This window comes from Buttiauxella sp. JUb87, assembly GCF_004361975.1.
Taxonomy (GTDB): domain Bacteria; phylum Pseudomonadota; class Gammaproteobacteria; order Enterobacterales; family Enterobacteriaceae; genus Buttiauxella; species Buttiauxella ferragutiae.
Genome location: NZ_SNVY01000003.1, coordinates 211,009 through 231,220, shown reverse-complemented (window position 1 = coordinate 231,220; position 20,212 = coordinate 211,009). Strand labels below are relative to the sequence as shown.

The 20,212-nt window shown below is 51.6% G+C and carries 10 protein-coding genes and 1 pseudogene; 4 read left to right on the top strand and 7 right to left on the bottom strand.

Annotated features, from left to right (window positions below; translation table 11 throughout):
* Positions 1-9 precede the first annotated feature (9 nt).
* A complete protein-coding gene (gene cysS, locus EC843_RS13135; protein ID WP_121814172.1) occupies positions 10-1,398 on the bottom strand; it encodes a cysteine--tRNA ligase in 1,389 nt (462 codons plus the stop codon).
* A 176-nt stretch (positions 1,399-1,574) separates the two neighbouring features.
* Here cysS and ppiB point away from each other — a divergent pair, with 176 nt between their 5' ends.
* The 3 genes from ppiB (at position 1,575) to EC843_RS13120 (ending at position 3,695) form a co-directional block, all read left to right on the top strand.
* Positions 1,575-2,069: a peptidylprolyl isomerase B gene (gene ppiB, locus EC843_RS13130; RefSeq protein ID WP_064548946.1), complete on the top strand. Its 495-nt coding sequence runs from the start codon at positions 1,575-1,577 to the stop codon at positions 2,067-2,069.
* A gap of 14 nt (positions 2,070-2,083) precedes the next feature.
* Entirely contained in the window at positions 2,084-2,803 is a 720-nt protein-coding gene (gene lpxH, locus EC843_RS13125) for a UDP-2,3-diacylglucosamine diphosphatase (RefSeq protein WP_202914399.1), read from the top strand.
* Between the two features lie 106 nt (positions 2,804-2,909).
* The gene (locus tag EC843_RS13120; protein ID WP_133522366.1) at positions 2,910-3,695 is read left to right on the top strand and encodes a hypothetical protein; all 786 of its coding nucleotides are present in this window, start codon (positions 2,910-2,912) and stop codon (positions 3,693-3,695) included.
* A gap of 2 nt (positions 3,696-3,697) precedes the next feature.
* On the opposite strand, the pseudogene EC843_RS24820 reads toward EC843_RS13120, so the two are convergent.
* A pseudogene (locus EC843_RS24820) lies at positions 3,698-3,772 on the bottom strand (type II toxin-antitoxin system mRNA interferase toxin, RelE/StbE family); the annotation flags it as partial.
* A 149-nt stretch (positions 3,773-3,921) separates the two neighbouring features.
* Between EC843_RS24820 and EC843_RS13115 the strand changes: the two are divergent.
* Positions 3,922-4,176, top strand: coding sequence for a membrane-associated sensor domain-containing protein (locus tag EC843_RS13115; RefSeq protein ID WP_064548953.1), 255 nt, complete (start codon positions 3,922-3,924; stop codon positions 4,174-4,176).
* Positions 4,177-4,184: 8 nt separating this feature from the next.
* On the opposite strand, the gene EC843_RS13110 is transcribed toward EC843_RS13115, so the two are convergent.
* The 5 genes from EC843_RS13110 to EC843_RS13090 form a co-directional block, all read right to left on the bottom strand.
* A complete protein-coding gene (locus tag EC843_RS13110; RefSeq protein WP_133522365.1) occupies positions 4,185-5,792 on the bottom strand; it encodes a mechanosensitive ion channel domain-containing protein in 1,608 nt (535 codons plus the stop codon).
* Positions 5,793-5,997: 205 nt separating this feature from the next.
* Positions 5,998-6,789, bottom strand: a complete 792-nt coding sequence (locus EC843_RS13105) for a hypothetical protein (RefSeq protein WP_133522364.1) — start codon at positions 6,787-6,789, stop codon at positions 5,998-6,000.
* A 51-nt stretch (positions 6,790-6,840) separates the two neighbouring features.
* Positions 6,841-8,820 (bottom strand): alkyl sulfatase dimerization domain-containing protein, encoded by a 1,980-nt coding sequence (locus EC843_RS13100; RefSeq protein WP_064548960.1) that lies wholly within the window; start codon positions 8,818-8,820, stop codon positions 6,841-6,843.
* Positions 8,821-9,133: 313 nt separating this feature from the next.
* Positions 9,134-10,315, bottom strand: a complete 1,182-nt coding sequence (locus tag EC843_RS13095; RefSeq protein WP_133522363.1) for an outer membrane protein transport protein — start codon at positions 10,313-10,315, stop codon at positions 9,134-9,136.
* A gap of 73 nt (positions 10,316-10,388) precedes the next feature.
* Entirely contained in the window at positions 10,389-19,904 is a 9,516-nt protein-coding gene (locus EC843_RS13090; RefSeq protein ID WP_133522362.1) for an autotransporter-associated beta strand repeat-containing protein, read from the bottom strand.
* Between the last annotated feature and the right edge of the window lie 308 nt (positions 19,905-20,212).

Sequence of the window (20,212 nt, the reverse complement as noted above, 5' to 3'; positions counted from 1 at the left end):
GAATAAATGTTACTTTCGGCGCCAGGTCGTCCCTTGCGGGCCATCTTCCAGCACGATCCCCATCTCATTAAGACGGTCACGAGCCTGATCCGCCAGCGCCCAGTCTTTCGATTGGCGGGCATCGTTACGTTGTTTGATCAACGCTTCGATTTCAGCCACTTCACCATCGTCAGCCTGCACACTGCTTTGCAGGAAAGCTTCAGGTTCTTGCTCAAGCAAACCCAGCACACCAGAAAGCTTGCGTAACGCCGCAGCCAGGCCATTTGCTGCCGCCAAATCTTCGGTTTTCAGGCGGTTCACTTCACGAGCCATATCAAACAGTACAGAGTACGCTTCCGGGGTATTGAAATCGTCATCCATCGCTTCACGGAAGCGCGCTTCAAATGCTTCGCCACCCGCAGGTTGAACGCTCGAATCCGTGCCACGCAGAGCGGTATATAAACGCTCAAGCGAAGTACGTGCCTGTTTCAGGTTTTCTTCGCTGTAGTTCAGCTGGCTGCGATAGTGGCCGGACATCAGAAAGTAGCGAATGGTTTCGGCATCGTAATATTTCAGCACGTCACGCACAGTGAAGAAGTTGCCCAGCGATTTGGACATTTTTTCACGGTCAACCATCACCATCCCGGAGTGCATCCAGGTGTTAACGTACTCGCCGCCGTGTGCACAAGTTGACTGCGCGATTTCGTTTTCGTGGTGCGGGAACATTAAGTCTGAACCGCCGCCATGAATATCAAAATGGTTGCCGAGCTGTTTGCAGTTCATCGCCGAACATTCGATGTGCCAGCCAGGACGGCCCTCGCCCCACGGAGATGACCAGCTCGGCTCGCCCGGCTTGGACATTTTCCACAGCACGAAATCCATCGGATTACGTTTAACGTTCGCTTCTACTTCAACACGAGCGCCAGCTTGCAGTTGATCCAGATCCTGACGCGAAAGCTTGCCGTAATCCGCGTCGGTTTCCACGGAGAACATCACATCGCCATTGCTGGCAACATAGGCGTGATTACGCGCAATAAGCTGTTCAACAATTTCGATGATATCTGGGATGTGTTTGGTGGCGCGCGGCTCGCTGTCCGGGCGCAAAATATTCAGCGCGTCGAAATCGGTGTGCATTTCAGCCACCATACGGTCAACCAGCGCGACAAAATCTTCGCCATTTTCATTGGCGCGTTTAATAATTTTATCGTCGATATCGGTAATGTTGCGCACATACTTAAGCTTATAGCCGAGAAAACGCAGGTAACGTGCAACCACGTCGAAAGCGACAAAAGTGCGGCCATGTCCGATATGACACAAATCGTAAACGGTGATACCACACACGTACATGCCAACTTCTGGGGCATGAATAGGTTTGAATTCCTCTTTTTGGCGACTCATTGTATTAAAGATTTTTAACATCAGGGGATTCCATATCAGCGTGTGTAATCGAAATTAGGTTATATGTTACCTCAAAATTCCACACGGAAGCAGCACGCTTTGCAAGGTGATGATCATCAGCAGTTATGCTATAACAACCACCTTGTGTCGCGGCACCGTCTGCCCGAACACTGTCTGACTAATATAGGATACACAGCATGGTTACTTTTCAAACTAATCACGGCGATATCGTCATCAAAACTTTTGATGATAAAGCGCCGGAAACTGTTAAAAACTTCCTCGATTACTGCCGCGAAGGTTTCTACAACAACACCATTTTCCACCGTGTGATCAATGGCTTTATGATCCAGGGCGGCGGTTTTGAACCGGGTATGAAGCAGAAAGAAACCAAAGACACCATCCAGAACGAAGCGAATAACGGCCTGAAAAACACCAAAGGTACGCTGGCAATGGCGCGTACTCAGGCACCACATTCTGCAAGCTCTCAGTTCTTCATTAACGTGGCTGACAACGATTTCCTGAACTTCAGCAGCGAAAGCATGCAAGGTTGGGGATACTGCGTATTTGCCGAAGTTGTAGAAGGCATGGACGTTGTTGAAAAAATCAAAGGCGTGTCCACTGGCCGCAGCGGTATGCACCAGGACGTTCCTAAAGAAGACGTGGTTATCACTAGCGTAACCGTAAGCGAATAACTCGCCCGATGGCGATGACGCTTTTTATCGCAGATTTACATCTGTGTTCAGAAGAACCGGCGATCACCGCCGGTTTTCTGCGTTTTCTGGCGGGTCAAGCACGGGAAGCAGACGCGCTTTATATCCTTGGCGATCTGTTTGAAGCCTGGATTGGTGACGACGACCCCGAACCGCTGCACCGCCAAATTGCAGTAGCGATCAAAGAGCTGGTTGATTCCGGCGTACCCTGCTTCTTTATTCATGGCAACCGCGATTTCTTAGTCGGTAAACGTTTTGCCCGTTTGAGCGGCATGACATTACTGCCAGAAGAACAAGTCCTCAACTTATACGACCGCAAAATGCTGGCGCTGCACGGCGACACGTTATGCACTGACGACCACGGTTATCAGGCGTTCCGCAAAAAAGTCCACCAGCCCTGGCTGCAATGGTTATTCCTCGCCCTACCGCTGTTTATTCGCAAGCGCGTCGCCGCCAAAATGCGTGCTGGCAGCAAAGCCTCAAATAGCAGCAAATCCATGGCGATTATGGATGTGAATCCGCACGCGGTGATCGACGCCCTCAGCCGCCATCAGGTGCAGTGGATGATTCATGGTCATACCCATCGCCCGGAAATTCACGCTCTTTCTGCAAACGGAAAACCCGCGTTTCGCTGCGTGCTTGGCGCATGGCATACACAAGGGTCAATGATTAAAGTCACAGCCCAAGACGTCGAGTTAATTCCCTTCGAGTTTTAATTCATAACCCAGAAAAATATAAACTGCGAATATATAGGCAGCATAATTAACATTGCATTTATATATCAGGGGTAGACAATCTTTTTTTCATCTAAAAGGATTACCCGTGAAAAACTTAGCGCGATGCTTCTGGATTGGATTTGTTATCAACTTATTCGCCGTAATGATATTTAGCGCCATTTTTAATTACCTGGCATATGAAATGTTGATGGTAATGACCGATCGCGACCTGATGATTATTTTATATCTCATGCAAAACCTATTTTGGGGTGCGCTGGCCGTTGTATTCATCTCTGCCTTTCTTTTCTCACGTTGGCGGCTGCTATCTGTATGGCTGATATCCATAGCCACCCTTGCTCTTCTGCCTATCGGGGCTTTTCTGCTCCACGGTATTTTACGCAGTAACAGCCTGGCTACTTTTAGTAAACTCGCTTCTTTATCGAAAAAAGAAAATATGGAATGGGAACAGGTTTATTTATTCAATTCCGATAAGGTTTTGATCACCGGAGCCATTCTTATGGGGCCGGGTTTAGGGCTAGTCTTTAGCTCTGGCTCACTACTCGGCATCATGCTTGCATCAATAGCAGCAGTCTTCCTGTATAACGGGTTCCGTTTGCATAAGCGCCCGGCAATAGCCTGGACGACAGAAACGGTAGTCATTACCCCTGGTTTATTTTCCGATCCCTTACTTATTCCACCGATCCTCATCAAAGAAATAGGCATTAATGAAGTCGAAATCGTGATTGATATAGAATATGGCAATCGCACAGAAGAAATTCGCCTGAAAAAATCAAATATAAAAAATGTAGACCTCAACGTGCTGGAACAGCAATTTTCACAGTACTTACAAAGGGTCAATCAGGTCGAAAATGAATTTGCTCGAAGCGAATAATTTTCATTAATGACCTGGTATACAAAGCGATAACCGGATGACCTGAGCTTTATTTTGTGGCAGTCAGGCATCCCCCGTCATACTTCAATTCGCAGGTATAAAAAGTTGTCTCATCTGGCCTGCCGTGATTATGTGATAAAAAACAGGGAAAATACGTCAGACCGCGTCACCTCCTTTGAATACACTGTAGCAGAACCATAGTGATATGGTCAGACAGGCGCTATCAGTGAGTATCCCGTGGTTCACATTTGTGAATGTCAGTTTTGCGCTGATCATTTTGTTCCGCAATGTTCTCATCAGTAACTTTGACCGCTCGATCGGTGCACACATGGAAATATTGCCGTTTATAGACGAAATTACGGGCGGTATTATTGCTTTGTCGCTTCTGTTGGTACTTTTCATCTATCGTCTCCCTGCCAGCTTCACACCTCTTTGTATGGCAATGCTGATGACTATCAGCTTGATGTGGAAACACGGCTGATCGGCATCTTATTTTTCTTTTTCTCCTGCTGGAGGGGCAAACCAGTTCGACTTGGTCACGAGTACCGGCTGATCGGGCTGGCTGATGAAATTAGGTGACATGATCTGCACGCCGAATTCATTAAACACATCCTGTATATGGCCATGTAGAGTACTTCTGACACCAGCCAGTGACTCACCCGCCTTAAGCCTAACCTGAAGCTCATACGCCACATACCAGTCCTGCAGCGCCAACTGCCGCACCAACGGAGGAATGTCACGGTTAATTCCAGGTGTACGGCTTGCGGCAAGTTCCAGCATAGCTTCAACCTGCCGCCACGGCGTGTCATAACCAATGGTGACACTGGTCGTCATGTTGACACCCTCGCCTTTGAGCGTTGCACTTAAGTTAACTATTCTGCCGCTAACGACCACCGCGTTGGGAACCGTCACCTCGTAGTTCTCTCGTGTCAGAATTTTAGTTGCCAGCATGCCCACCTCACTGACAACCCCCTCATGATCTGCAATTCTGATGACTTCACCTTTACGCAGTGCACGGGAATAGGTCAGAACCAGCCCGCTCATGGCATGGTTCATCAATCCTGCAGATCCCAGCGTCAGCATCAGGCCGAAGAAAACGCTTATCCCTTTGAAGGCGAGTGAATTAGCGCCCGGCAGAAATGGATATGCCGCTGACAAAGCGAATAACCAGATGACTACGCTGATAAGCTTGCGGGTCACGCCAACCGTATCCGGATGTAACCCCGGCAGATGTAATTGTCCGGTTTCGACTCGCCTTAACACCAGTCTCAACAAACGCGTTACCAGCGCTGTGATGATAAAAATTACGATAACAATGACCAGACCCGGTAGAGCGGAAAGTGCCGCCAGCCCCATCAGTTGCAATAGCCCTATCGCATAACTTCCCAGCTCCATGCCCCAAATCCGCGTCCAGGGAAACAGCCGCAATACCCAGCTTACCCAGATGTAAAATGCTACGAGGATGGTGGTGGTAAGAACAACAGCATACAGCCGCACCTCAATCGGACCGAGAAACGCGCGAAGCTCGCCAGGAATGATACTTTTCCGCTGAGCGCGCCGCACGGTATATACCCGTTTCAGCCAGGCATAGGATCGCAGGGAAAACCAAATCAATGCGACTATCACCAGTGCCCCAGCCAGACTTTTTACCGAGGAGGATAAGAGGTAACGCGAAGAGTACTGTTCAGACAATGAGAGACGAAGCGTATCGAGACGCAACCTGACACGTTCCGCCGACTCCGCAAGCGTCAGGTCATCCCCTTCATCAAGGTCTCCCTGAGCCAGTAACATAAAGGGTTTGCCGTTGACAGAAAAAAGCACGGCAGGCTGTCGGTATCGCGTTACATTATGAGTTTCAACCGGTTGGGCCAGATCCTTATCATCGAGTGAGCGCAAGATCGTAACGATACGCTTAACCCGTTCTTCTGGCGTGGTAAGCCCAAATTTTGCCTGTAGCATCACAACGGGTTGATTAAGCAGAGACAAGGTACGCGCCTGTTCCTGCGGGGAAGGTGCCTGACGTGGCTCAGCACTGATTGCGTCTTGTAAAGTGAATAGCAACAGACAAATGCATAGACCCATTAAAGCTTTGCTCATCCTTCCTCCCGAAAATCCGTTACTGCCTGGTGGTACATCAGTCCGTAAGGCAACCGTCAAACCATCCTTTTAAAATTGCCAAGTATACGTAATCAGAAAGCGTGTATCGGGATCGTCCAGTTAGAGCTAGCACACATGAACGAGTTAACGCCACCCGAAGGGCTGCGGTAATGTAAATCGTTGACAAGCATGTCCCACAAACGGATTAATCCAGGAACTGAAGGTTTAACCCGAAGAAAATCTGCCAGCGCGGCTGTCCTGGGCCGTGGTCTGCAACCGAACCCTGAGGCTCCACAAAGAAGTTGTAAACGGTTTTACCCTGCTTGATAACCTGTCCAACCCCTAGCCCCATCGGCACACTGTAACTGTCATTCTGGAAGTTGTAGACCCAGATAGGTGCCGCTCGCAGGTAAGTGCCGCCACCCAACTGATAGAATAAAAATGGCTGGAAAGTACCGAGATTCACGTCGCTGCGGTTGTCTTCTCCGGCAAAGCTATGCTGCCATGAGGCCAGATAACCGTACTGGAATTTTGGCGAACTGGCATCGAAGAGCACGTTGACCAGACCCGCAGACCATTTTTCTGTTCCCAGAGCATCTTCAGTAGCCGTCGGCGCCGTGATTTGTGGACCGAACCCAAAACTCACTGCCGGATTGCCGGTATCAATAAGCCATGACGCAAATAAGTTCAGGTCACCTAAACCTGTTTTATGACCCCCGGTCGGCGCAACAGGATAGGTATTAATCGGTAATGAACCCCGCAACAGCCAGTGGCTGTCACCTAGTGAAAAAGGTTGCGCATAACGGAACCAGAACTGATTGGCATCCTGATCCGTACCGCTAACATCCCCGATGTAATAGTTCTGCATATTAAATGCAGTCATATTCGCCAGAGGGTTGTTTGCCTGCGCCGCATCCGGGGAATGCTCTTCAACAGCATAGGCATAAGATGAGGCAAGGCATAAAAGTGAAGGCAAAATCGAGTATGAAAGACGCATAGGATAACCTGAAGTAAATCCCCTGCAGCCGTGACGCCGCAGGGGAATTATTTATGGTGTAACGATGTTGAACCAGAACTCAAACTTGTCCATGTAGCCCAGCATCTCGTCGAGCTTCGCACCGTTACCGGTTACTTTCACTTCGCCTTTATCTTCAGCCTGCTTCAGGGTTTCTTCTTTCAGGATGATTTTATTGAGCGTTTCACGGTTAAGCGCAATGGTCGCATCCGCGTCTTTCGCTTCCGCACCCGCAGTATGGTTCAGTACGCCATTTTCCAGCTCCAGCTTGTACTTGCCGCCGTCGCTGCCGAGATCGATATTAAATACCGCTTTAGCGTTTGCCGCTTTTTCACCATTGATGTGAACACCGAGGTAATCGAAGAACATCTCCGGTGACATGGCTTTCACCGTATCCGGACTTGCGGTATTTGGAGTCGGTAATTTCTGAACGCCATTACGCAGCTCCTGCGCGCCGGTCAGGTAGAAGTTACGCCATGGCCCGGACTCAGCCTGATACCCCAGTTGCTCGAGGGCGTCAGCTTCCAGGTTACGTGCTGCCTCGTTGTTTGGATCGGCAAATACGACTTTACTGACAACCTGCGCAACCCAACGGTAGTTACCCTGTTCGTAATCCGTTTTCGCTTTTTGCAGGATGTTATCGGCACCGCCCATGTACTCTACAAATTTCTTTGCAGCTTCTTCTGGTGGCAATTCATCGAGTGTTGCCGGGTTGCCATCGAACCAGCCGAGGTACAGCACGTAGGTCGCTTTAACATCGTGACTCACCGAACCGTAATAGCCACGACTTGCCCAGGTTTTTGCCAGGCCGTCTGGAAGTTTAAAGTTGGCAGCAATTTCATCACGTGTCAGGCCGGTGTTAGCAAGACGTAAGGTCTGGTCGTTGATATAGCGGTACATATCACGCTGACCTTTCATCAGGTTAATGACGTTTTCATTGCCCCACGTTGGCCAGTGGTGTTGAGCCATAATGATTTCGGCCTTATCACCCCAGCGGTTAATGGCATCGTTGATATATTTCGACCATGCCAGCGGGTCTCGAATCTTCGCTCCGCGCAGTGAATAGGTGTTGTGCAGGGTATGGGTCACATCTTCCGCGGCTTCGATGAGTTTTTTCTCTTCGATGTACCACAGCATTTCGGACGGTGCTTCAGAGCCTGGCGCCATCATGAAATCGTAGGTCAGGCCGTCAATCGTCTCTTTCTGTCCGGTTTTGGTGATGTAGTTAGTCGGAGCGATTAATGTTACCGTCCCGGCAGAAGTCGTGGTACCCAGACCCGCACCCACCTGGCCTTTAACATCAGGCTTCAGCAGGTTGCCGTACATGTAACTGGCGCGGCGGCTCATGACGTTCCCTGCCATAATGTTCTCGGACACGGCTTCGTCCATAAAGCCCGCCGGGGCGTAAATCTTCACTTTGCCTGATTTAACATCAGCTTCGTCAACAACCCCGCGCACACCACCGTAATGGTCAACGTGACTGTGGGTGTAAATCACCGCGACAACCGGTTTATTGCCACGATTTTTGAAGTACAAATCCATGCCAACTTTTGCTGTTTCAGCAGAAACCAGTGGATCAACAACGGTAATACCCTCTTTACCCTCAATAATGGTCATATTGGATAAGTCGAGATTACGGATCTGGTATACACCCTCGGTCACTTCAAAAAGGCCGCTGATATTGATTAGTTGAGACTGACGCCACAGGCTAGGGTTGACACTATCCGGCGATTTATCACCTTCTTTAATAAAGGCATATTTCTGAGGATCCCAGACCACATTACCCTGCGCACCTTTTATGACATCAGTGGGGATTGCGGCGATAAAGCCTTTATGCGCGTTGGTAAAATCAGTGTTATCAGAGAAAGGAAGTTGGTTATAGAGTGCGTCGTTAGCTTGTTTTGTTGAAGCCGTTGCCTCTTTGGGAACTTCCTGTGCAAATAACGGAGTCAGTGCTGTGGATGAAAGCAGCCCTGCCAGTGCAAGACTTTTGACTATTAATTTAAGTCTCATTTCTTTTCCTCATATGTATTCCCTCAAACCACTCAGATTATCCGAGTAGTTACATCGAGTAATAATTCATTGAATCAAATAACAATAACGTTCATGGAGTATTATCGTTTTTAAATATAACCAAATAGTTACATTTCGCCATATTGGAATACAAAATATTAATAATTTAACTTTTGCTGGTTCGAAGTTGTCTGGAGAAGAGTCGTTTGCTGGTTGCCTGAGGACAGCATCGCGTAACCAGCAGCAGACATGACTCATATCGTCAGCCAGTATCCATTAGTTGAACTCACAACTGATAATGGCCTTTCAATAATCAGAACTGATAACTGTAATTGACGCTGGTAAACCACAGATATGGATTATCGTAATTGCCCGCCAAAACCGCCGGAGACTGGATTTTTGAAGACTGCATATGCAGATATTCCACTGCTATACCAATATTGCTTGCCTGGCTCAGTTGGTACTGCGCACCGGTGGCAAAACGCCATTCGTCGCCAGTTGGCAGGGTTAATGCCGCATCACTCTGATCTTTGTATACAGTACTATCAAATGCCACGCCGGCATTGAGACGCCACTCTTCAGCTGGACGGTATTGCACACCCAATGCGGTATGCCAGGTATCTTTAAGGCGGCTGGTTTTGTCGATCGCCTCGCCTGCCACGGTAATCTGTGGCGCACCAAACTGGCTCCAGTCCTGCCAGCCAAGATCGCCCATCACAGACCACTGTTTATCGATATCGTGTACCAGGCTTAGCATGATTTGCTGTGGCGCCCGGACTTGCGCACCGATGGGTAAGGTGAAATCGACATTTGGCAGGTTGGGGAACCGCGCCTGAGCATCAATATTAAAGTCGTAATCGGTTTTACTGTTCCAGGTTATCCCCGCGCGGGTTTGGTCAGTCAGATCCATCAACAAACCGAGACGATAGCTCATCGCCCAGTCGTGGTCTTTTTGCGTTTTATCATCCCCCTCAACGTTGCGCGTCAGCGACAAGAAGCCATAGTTGGCATTGACTGCCCCCCCGATGGAAACACGATCGCTCAGTTTCCAGGCCAGAGAGGGGCTCAGGGTCATGGCAACCATGGTGCTCTTTTTGATTAACCGGTCTCCAGCCCAGTCGCCAAAATCTATCCCCAGACCATAGTTTCCATACAGACCAATGCCCGCGTACACATCTTCACTGACTTTTTGGCTATAGAAGCTACTGGCATTAGGGAAAAGATTCATGACATTCCCCGGGCTCTGTCTGGCGTTATCTAACTGATAATTGATATCTCCCCCCATGACCTGTAGACCACCGGTGAACATATGATCCGGTAGACGGGTCATACCCGCCGGATTGGTAACAATGGTAGAAGCATCCTGAGCGCGTGCAGCCTGCCCGGCACCGGCCAGTGCCGTATCTTCTGTACCCATCTCATAAAAATAAAGGCCACTCGCATGAGAAAATGAGGCTAACAGCAGTCCTGAACACGCCACGATGCTCTTTTTCATGTGCCACCTGTTTCTTAAAATAACCGCTAAAAGGCCTGGGATAGCCTGCGGCTCGAAGCGAGCCGCAGTATCATCAGAAGCGAATTTTCATCCCAACAGACGCTGAAATATCAGAGGATACGGACGTGTCGCCACCGTTATCCCAGCTTTTGCCCACCTCGGTATAGGCCTGCACATCGGTGGTTACCGCCCATGTCGTACCGAGAGCCACTTCAGTTGCCTGAAAGCGCTGGTTGGCGTTGATTTCCGTCGCACCGGCTTGGTTGGCCGTATTGCGATACGTCACGCTGTCCTGGCCGTCAGACAGTTCCTGCCAGTAGTTTGCGCGAACATAAGGCTTAACTTTGCCATAGTCGGTGTCGTAATCGGCAGTCAGACGGACCCCAAGGCGGCCAATCACAGAGCCGTCAGCGTCCACCGAAACTTTGGTTTTCGACCGATCGGCAAGTGTGACATCATCAAAATTACTGTACTGATAAATAAGTTGCGCCTGCGGTTCTAGCTGCCAGTTGCTATCGCCTAATTGCCACGGTTTTCCGACTTCAACCGACGCCACCACCGAGCTACCGTCCGGGCTGTACGATTCATGACTGCTCAAGTTCTTCAAATCGACAGAGTGATAACCGTACTGCAGGACGTTATCGACGTACAAACCGTCGGTGTCAGTCCATGTGGCGTAACCCCCCAGGTATGAGGAGAAGGTCGAGTTGTAGGCGGCCCCGCCGCTCATCCCGGTATCACCATTGATCGAGCTGTCGATATCCATAAAGGTGGTGTACAAACCTGCACGCCATTTATCGTTTTGCCACAGGTCCAACCCCATCTGCATCCCGTTGAAGTTGGAACTGCTTTGCGAGCCGGTTGGATCGTCGTGTTTTTGGTCGACCGATTTGACGATGTAACGTGCCCAAAAACGGCTTTCCTGATCGGCCGCAACATCCGCACGCCAGGGTTGTTCATCGCCCACACGCTGGTGAAGTGTCCCAAGAACCGCTAAATCGGCCTGGCGGATAATCGCGGCCAGCGTATCGAAGCCCGGTACATCAGGACGATAACCGGCGCGTAAGAACCAGTCTTCACCCGCCCCCTGCGCGTTACCGGCAAACAGCTGGTATTGCCATGCGCCCGCGGTAAGCACGCCATCGCCAATGGTAAAGGCATCTTTGGTGGTCTGAGCGGTGGTGGTCGCCCCATTAATGGCTTCAACCACCATAATGCCGTCACCGGTGGTCGGTTCGCCGAGTTGGCTAACATCAATATTCAGGTTCGTCAGGCCAGTAGCACTGCCGCCATTTATCACCAGACGGTCGGCGACACCTGGGCTATGTTGCTGGGCAGCAATGTTCAACGTACCGTTCAGGCCGACGTAATCACCGTTGACCGTCAGGGTTGATCCGACATCACCGCCACGCAAATTAATAGTGCCCTGGTTCACCAGGTTGGCGACCGACTGGCTGTAGCCACCGGTATCCAGTAACGCACCGCGGCTTACAATATGGCTGGATGGCTGGCTAAAGCGATTCTCACCTGAAGCCAGCAAGGTGCCTTTTTCCACCAGCGTAATTCCGCTCCAGCTATTGTTGCCATTGAGAATGGTGGTGCCGCTGCCCTGCTGCCAGACCTGTCCGTTGCCGGAAATATTCCCGTTAAGCGTCAACGTATCGCTGCGGTTAATCGCAAGGGTCGCGTTATCGACAATATTCCCGCCGATGTTGCCCGCCGTACCCCCGTTCCCCAACTGCAATGTGCCTTTGCTGATGGTGGTTTGCCCGTTGAATGTGCTGTCTTTTGTGAGCGTCAACGCGCCTTCGCCCAGTTTGGTGAAATCGCCATTGCCGGTAACCGCCGTTAACAGCGAAACCGCATGACCGTTGGTGTCAATTGCCCCACCGACGCCCGAAAGCGTCACCTGGCGAGCAGTATCAAACGCCGCGCCATAGCGCAACGTGCCGCCACTCAGGCCAATTCCGGTTCCCGCTGCACCGAGATTATTATCCGCAGAAACTTGCAGTACCCCGCCGCTAACCTGCGTGCCGCCCTGGTATTGGTTATTGCCGTTCAGAATCAAGGTGCCGAGATCGGCTTTATTAATTCCACCTTCACCGTCAATAACCGAGTTAATAGTGGCGGTATAACCCGCACTCGGTGCCGTACCATCACCGACGCGAATAATTGTATTAGCGGTATGGGTGGTTAGATTATTCCCGCCGATGACATAACCGTCAGTGGCAAACTGCGCGCCACTGATCGCCACTTCTCCGAGGCTGGTGTCGATAGTGACATTACCGGCGGTACCGCCAAATACAGCAAAGGAACCATTGCTGAACGGTGTATTAAAGCGCCCTTCAGGATCGGTGACTTCCGTGGTCCAGTTGTCATTGCCGCTGCTGTTTTGCCAGATACCGTTGCCGCCATCGATCTGGTCGTTATTTTTCAACGCCCCGCCCGTACCGCCGAAACCGTCCCAGAAGCGCATGACATAACCACTGCGGTTGACGAGGTTCACCTGGCCTGCGATAGAGGTCTGAACGTAGAGATCGTCTGCCGCCGCAGGCGCGGTGCCAATATCGAGAATGTTGTTGGTTAACGCACCGGAATAATTAAAGACGCGATAGATCCCGACATCAAAACTGCCGCCCGGTGTCTGGGTGATATTCAGTTTGCCGTTAAGATTGAGGTCGCCATTAATGTTGACAAGATCGTTAAGCGTGCCGCCGACGGTGTAAGGCTGGCCAAACTGGAAATCGACTTGCGAATACTGATTAAGGGTTAGCGCGCCCATCGTCAGCACACCGACACTTGACAGATCCTGCCCAGCCGCCAGGTGCCCGCCGTTGTCTATCACCACGCTGCCACCGAGCAGGCCCGCACCGCCAAGTGTTGCACCGCTATTTACCGTGGTTTGCCCGGTTGCCGCCACTTGATTACCGTTAATCAGTAATACGCCTTGCTGTGCATCGGTGGTTCCGGTCCAGGTGTTGGCGGCGGTGAGGTTTAGCGTTCCGCTTCCGGTTTTCACCAGATTTCCGTCACCGCTGATAATGCCGCTGATGGCGTCGTTGCGCCCTAAGGCGCCTTCAACCAGAGTTGCCGCACCCAGCATCACGTTACCTGCACCTGATAATGAACCTATCGAGGTGCCCGACAGCGCAGAACTGATATCCACCAGGCCGCCCACGAGGTTAGAAATCACCGCGCCTGCGCCCTGAGCGTTGTCAGCAAAGGTCACACGTCCGCTGTTATTGACCGTCGATGAACCCGCATCGGCACTGCCGTTGAGCGCAAGCAGGGAACTGGCATCAACCGACACAATTGCATTATCCCCCTGGCTCGTATCGCTGAAAGTCGCATTACCGCCGTTAGTCAGATTGATAGTGCTTTGCCCGGCTCCGGCGTTGTCGTGGAACGCCAGTGATGCGTTGTCGACGGCAAAGACGTGCGTTTCACCCGAAGCGGCGTTATTGAGATTTAACAGCGCCAGAGAGCTTAATGAAACCAGGCTATCTGACGCACCTAATGCCCCACTGGTATTCGCATTAACGGTCAGTTGCCCGGTACCATTTTTGCCGATAATCGTGGTGTCGCCCTGATAGGTATTCGCGGTGCCCAACTCAAGCACGCCATTATTGGTGCCCGTGGAGCTATCTTTAATAGTCAGCGGACCATCACCGCCAATCACGCCTGTTGGGGTAAAGGTATGGCCGAATACATCCAGCGCAGCGCCCGCAACGCCATCGACAAAGAATAAGCGTGATGTCGTGAGATCGGCCCCCGCCTGGAAGGTGGCGCCATTTTTCAACAACACTGAGTTACTGGTCGCACCAAGCGCGTTGTCGTTGGTGATATTCAGCGTGCCGTTCCAGACTTCCACGCCACCGGTAAACACATTATTGCCGGTTAAAATCAGGCGACCTGGATCGGTTTTCAGCAAACGGATATTGCCAGCGGACAAATCGTTCTGCACCAGGTTGACGTTGATAAGCGTCGTGATGTCGGCTCCCGCCGCACCATTCCCCACACGAATCGCAAAATAGCTGTCGGCATGGGTCGCGCCTTGCGCTTCGTAGCTGTTATCCGGCGGGAAATTACCCGGCGGGTTAGTCGCATCAAAGAACAGTTGCGAATCCGGGCGTGCAGGGTCGGCATTCAGGATGTAGCCATTACTGGCGAACTGCATCCCGGAAGTGAGCACGTCACCAAAGGCATTGCTGACCCGTACCACGTCACCTTGCCCCTGGAAGACAGCGAAAGCATCCTGCGCCCACGGCGCATTACCGACCCCATCAACTTGCGTCCAGTTGTTGCTGACGCCTGAAATCAGGCTGGTCCAGTAACCGAAGCCACCGTCAACTCTGCCATTGCCTGTCGTACCATCCCCGTGGTTGCCAGGGATCACATCAAGGTCACCATCCCAGAACTGCAACTGATTTGTCGGGTCAATAAAGTTAAGCGCGAGGTTAACTTCCTTGTCGATGTTGGTCTGGATGGCGTAATTACTGGCGTCGTTGGGTGGCAGCGACGCGATATCCATGGTGTTGTCGGTGAGCGAACCGCCATAGTTAAACAGGCGATACACACCCGGCAGGAAGGCTCCGCCTGCGGTCAGCGCCACATTGAGTGAACCATCAAGTATTAAGTCACCTTTCACATCCACCAGGTCATTGAGTGAGCCACCCGGTGTATAAACTTCCCCCAACTGGAACTGGCTGTTGGTGTCACTGGCAAGTGTCAGATCGCCCTGAACGGTCAGCGTCCCGGTGCGATTGCCACGGCTGTCATCACCGGGGCGCAATGTGGTCCCGCTCTCGAACAGCACATCACCGCCGATGGTGCCGTAACCGCCAAGCGTAGTGCCGCTCTTGACGGTGGTCAGCCCTGTTCCGCTCTGCACACCGTTAATCAGCAAGGTACCCTGCTCAACGGTAGTGCTTCCCGCATAGCTGTTATTGCCACCGAGGCGAGTGACGCCGCTACCAATCTGGCGGAACGCACCACTTCCTGAAATAACGCCATTGAGCGCCACTGCATCAGAGTGGTTAACCGTCAGGATACCGTTATCAGTAATGTTGGTTTGCTCTGATAGTTTGCCGGTTGTATTACCATCGCCGAGAGTCAGCTCCGATCCTGCGCCTATCAAAGTATTCCCGGTGTAGGTGTTATCGCCCAGCAGAATAGTATTACCGCTATTGATGCGCTCCATGCCGCCGGTGCCGCTGATCACGCCACTGTAGACTTGGTCGCCCGCCCCATCGAATGACAGCAAGCTTGTCGCCCCCGAGGTGGCGACGTTGTAGTTATGGATGGTGGCCTCGCCCGCAGTCGGGGCGCTGTCGCCGCTACGCAGCGTGGCACCATTGTTGATATTGATCGCTTGCACACCAGAGAGCGTTAAATTATCCACCACGCGTGCATCAGTCGGAACGCCATTTAAGCTATCTAAGGTCAGCGTGCTCCAGCCCGACCCAATATTGGTGCCTTTCGCCAGGTCGTCCGCGCTAAAGGATCCCAGTAATGCAGGCGTTGCCCCCTCATTCGTACCATTAAGAGTCAACGTATTATTGGTGCCGCCTTCACTGAGAATATGCGTCACGTCCGCCATCGACACATCACCCAGCGTGGCGCTGTCGTTGCCGTCAGCACCCGTGAATGTCACGCCACCAGTGTAATCACCTGCCGTCCAGCTGAACCGATCGCTGCCGCTACCCAGCACAATTTCACCGAGAGTGTTGGCCGTCGTCCCGCTTAACGCCACATTATCATTGCCTGTTCCGGTCAAAATAGCCTGCGCCGTGGCATTCGCAGCCAACAAGGTGCCACTGTTATTCACCGTGGTATTGCCGCTGCCCGAAGCATTAATCACTGGTGCACCCGCCCCGAGGCTGGTGATAACTCCCGAGTTGGTGATGGTACGACTGCTACCGCTCAAACCATCGGTTGCCACAATCGCGGAACCCGCATTGGCGGCCATGTTGATAACCGCGCCAGAACTGACATTGTTGGAGGTTCTCGCCAGAATGCCGACGCTCCCCGCCCCGTTGCCATTTATGGTGTAGCCGCTGCCGATAGTGAGATCACCCGTGGTAACCGAACCATCGGCCTTCATGAAAGCAAAACCTTCGCCATTTCCGGAAACATTTAATGTGTTACTGGTGCCTGCAGCGCTAAAGGTGACGGCAGTGCGAATCGCCGGGCCATCGGAGGCGTTAATCGTGACGTTACTAAGATTGATGTTGGAGGTATCGGCGTTGTTATTAATCCCCGCGCCGCTGTCGGAAATGTCGATAACTGTATCCGAGGCGTTAAAGGAGGTGGCACCGGCATCCATTCTTACACCATCGGCTCCACCAGAGGCCGTAATCTGGTTGCCTGTACCGTTAACCGTTAAATTCGCGCCTGCTCCAATGAGCTGGACTGCCGCTAAACCGCCTGAGGCATTGACTGTGCCGAGGCGGTTAACCACCGCATTCGCTCCACCCACACGAACCCCGACGTTGCCGCTATTCGCGGCACCGCTGACGCTAATAATGCCGTTATTCGTCAGCACGCCATTATTTTGAATATCGACACCAATATTATTGGTGCCAGAAACATTCACCGGCGCACCGACCGTTGCGGTACCGTTGTCATGCAGAATGATCCCGGTACTGTTGGTGCCATTTAATGAAATGCCAGGGCCGCTGAGATTGAGCACACCCGCATGAGCCACGTTGTAGCCAACAATGCCACTTTGTCCTGGGCTGCTGGTAATCGAGGCATTGGATGTCACGTCAGTCTGCACTTCATCGGAATCAATGGTGCCGTCGATATTGTAATTACGTCCATCAATCAGGACAGCGGTGGTGTTGTCATGCTGCAGGACAATACCGCCGTCACTAATATTGCCGACTGCCCCGCCAGTCACTTTTACCCCAACCGCTTTTTCGCCATTGACGAATATCTGTGCGGTTCCGGTGGTGAGTGAGGTTTTAGTTCCGGTCGTTTCATCGACGCCATTGGCAATAATCCCGGTTCCATTGTTACCTGATACCGTCAGTTGATATCCCGCTGCAGCACCGCTATTACCGGCAAAAGTCGCCCCGTGATCCACAGCAAACAAAATAGAATCGGCCTGGCCGTTATCATTGATATTCGCATTGCCGAGATTAATCTGCGCCTTATTACCCCAGGCGTAGTAACCCATCTGTTTGACGTTTTCGAAAGAAAGCGTCGAAGCTGAATCAATATCGATGCGCGCATCGCCACGCGCATGTACACCAATCGCCCCGGCAGATAACAAGCGAATGGTAGAATTCAGGTTAACCTGGGCGTGTTGGGTGTTTAGCCCTTCTGCATAAACCGCATAGTTACGGTAGGTGTAGGGTTGGCCGTCGCTACCGCCGGTATCCCCCGCTTTCCCGACAGTAATCGCGCTGCCTGTTGTGGTGGTAACTTCCGCCCCCGCATCTTGCGCCAGCACGTTGATGGCAATGTTGTTATCACCGTCCACCTTGATAAGGCCGCTGTGCGTCACGGTGCCGATATTGTCAACCACGTTTAAACCATAGTTTGCTGCAGCCGAACCGTTAGTCAGTTTACCTAATACATTGATCGTGCCGGAGTTAGTTACCGCCCCTGACGCCCCTTCGATGGAGATCCCGGCGGCATTACGGGTATTTTCAGCAATGGTTATCGTACCGGTGTTGTTCACCGCGCCGGTGCTTTGCGTGCGAATCCCCGCCGACAGATCGCCACCGGTCATCGGAACAGGTATTGGCGCGGTGGAATTTAAGACAGGATTGACGCCAAGGTAGATATTACCGGCATTATTGAATGTGGCGCTTTGATCAAGCCAGACGCCGTAACCGCCAGCTTTGCCGAACTGATTATTACTGTTGCCAACCAGTGCGATGGTACCTGCTAAAGTATTCGAAACCGTTGTGGTGCCTGACGCGCGAATGCCCACGGCACCGTTGGTGGTGGAGTCAGTAATCGCCGCATTGATATGACCGTTGTTGGTCAGCGTACTGTTACCGCTGCCCTGCATGCCTGTGCTGCCCGCATTAGAAACGTTCTGGTTGCTGCCATCCTTTTCAATAAACAGACCCGCGTTGAGCGTGCCATTGTTGATGGCCTTGGCGTCCGTCGTCAGCATACCAACAGAGTCTGGGCTACTGCCGCTGCTGCGCCAGGCGTTGATCGCCCCGTCGTTTGTGATGATGGCATCATTGTCCGCGCGCATCACCGCCGATGCCCCGTCAACCGCCAGGCTCCCGTCGCTGGTGACCAAACCAGACGCATTCGCACCTGTGGCATATATAACGTTTAAATCTCCGGTTGAAACCGTGGCGTTGTTGTTGTGTACTCCTTTGTCATCCCAGACATGGTAGGTCAGGTTGATACTGGTATTTTCCTCTTGTGCCAACATGCCGCTAATAATCGCGTCGTAGGTGTTTTGCGCTTCAACAGACGAGTCAATAACCTCACCATTTACTGTTGCACCCGCCGTCAGCCAGTACTGGATCTGCGGTTTTCCAGCATAAGCCCCCTGGCCTGTCAGGAAATCATTAACATCTGCAATGTCAGTGGATGAATGAATAACGAAGTCTTTATTCCCCAATAGCAGGGCCTTATTCCCGACCTGCTCGTAGTGGGGCAGCGTGATGGTGAAATCGTATTTCGCACTTTGCGCTTCAAGATTTTGGGTATCAGATGAGAGCACGATCGCCGGGCGGAAATGGATAAAGTTATCAGAACGCCATTCGGTACGGCTGGTCGCACTCCCGCTGCCGTCCGCTTTTGCCAGTACAGAATTTTTAGTCAACAGGTCGATGGTATTTGCAGCTGCTGCAATCGGCGTGTTCGCATCGCTTGAACCTACATTGATATTGGCCTGCCCGCCGGTTGCCGCCACCGACGCGATCCCGAAATTATTAAAGATACGAATCGAGTTTGGGTCGTAAACCGGCAACAACATGTCGCTGACGGCCGTGTCATCGGCAGCAATAAACGTCGAGGAATCATAAATGCTGATGACCTGATAACTGCCGTCAAGGCCTGGCACTTCGACGTTCAGTTCCTGGCTTTCCTGAGGTCTGGCCGGAGAAGGCGAATACGTGTACTGATCAATGTTTGCCGCTGTTATTGGCGTAGCAGCCCCGGTTGAATCCGTGGCTTCGATAGTGATGATGCGGTTTGGATCGGTCCCCGTCCCGGTTCCACCGGGGTCAGGAAGCGCATTCAGTACCGTGACCCCCGTACTGCTGCCGTTCGTCCCCGTGGCAATGTTGGGTATCGCGCCAGTAATATTCAGTTCGGTGCCTGGGGCGTAATGATTTGCCAGTGGCTGACCATCAATGGTAAACGCGTAACCCGTCTCTTTAACCGCATCGTAAACCGGTAGAAACAGGTAGTTTGGATAAGCCGCGCTCCACGTCACATCTACAGCGCTGGCTGTCGGGCCATAAACACCGGCAACAATCAGCGCAGTAGTTAATAATTTTCGGCCTCCACGCCCGGTCTTCGATCCTTTTTTCCCTGTTCGGGATGTTTCTGCAACGGCAATAAAACTGTTCGCCACATGGCTCCATACCAAACGATAAATATTATTCATAAGTCATCTCTGCAAGGCCGCATAATGAAATAGCGCGTTGACACAAATAAACAACAAGAAACACTTGTCGAAACACTTTGAGTAACATTAGTACAAGGTTGAGTTTTGAGATGGCGAAAGAGTAAATAAGTCTTATTTAACGGATGCTTTTATATAATGTGCAGGTTCAGTGAAGAAACTCATGATGAGCTCTGTTTATTATTGCAACGGTATGATGGTTACGTCTGCTCATCGCTCATAGCGGACCTGACAGGCAGCTGGCTGGTCCGCTGCGTGCCAAAAACAGGCATTGCCAGCTCTAGCATTTT

Coding starts and splice junctions, on each gene's coding strand:
- EC843_RS13090 (WP_133522362.1), bottom strand. CDS start 19,904: ATGAATAATATTTATCGTTTGGTATGGAGCCATGTGGCGAACAGTTTT.
- EC843_RS13110 (WP_133522365.1), bottom strand. CDS start 5,792: ATGAGCAAAGCTTTAATGGGTCTATGCATTTGTCTGTTGCTATTCACT.
- EC843_RS13105 (WP_133522364.1), bottom strand. CDS start 6,789: ATGCGTCTTTCATACTCGATTTTGCCTTCACTTTTATGCCTTGCCTCA.
- cysS (WP_121814172.1), bottom strand. CDS start 1,398: ATGTTAAAAATCTTTAATACAATGAGTCGCCAAAAAGAGGAATTCAAA.
- EC843_RS13100 (WP_064548960.1), bottom strand. CDS start 8,820: ATGAGACTTAAATTAATAGTCAAAAGTCTTGCACTGGCAGGGCTGCTT.
- EC843_RS13095 (WP_133522363.1), bottom strand. CDS start 10,315: ATGAAAAAGAGCATCGTGGCGTGTTCAGGACTGCTGTTAGCCTCATTT.
- ppiB (WP_064548946.1), top strand. CDS start 1,575: ATGGTTACTTTTCAAACTAATCACGGCGATATCGTCATCAAAACTTTT.
- lpxH (WP_202914399.1), top strand. CDS start 2,084: ATGACGCTTTTTATCGCAGATTTACATCTGTGTTCAGAAGAACCGGCG.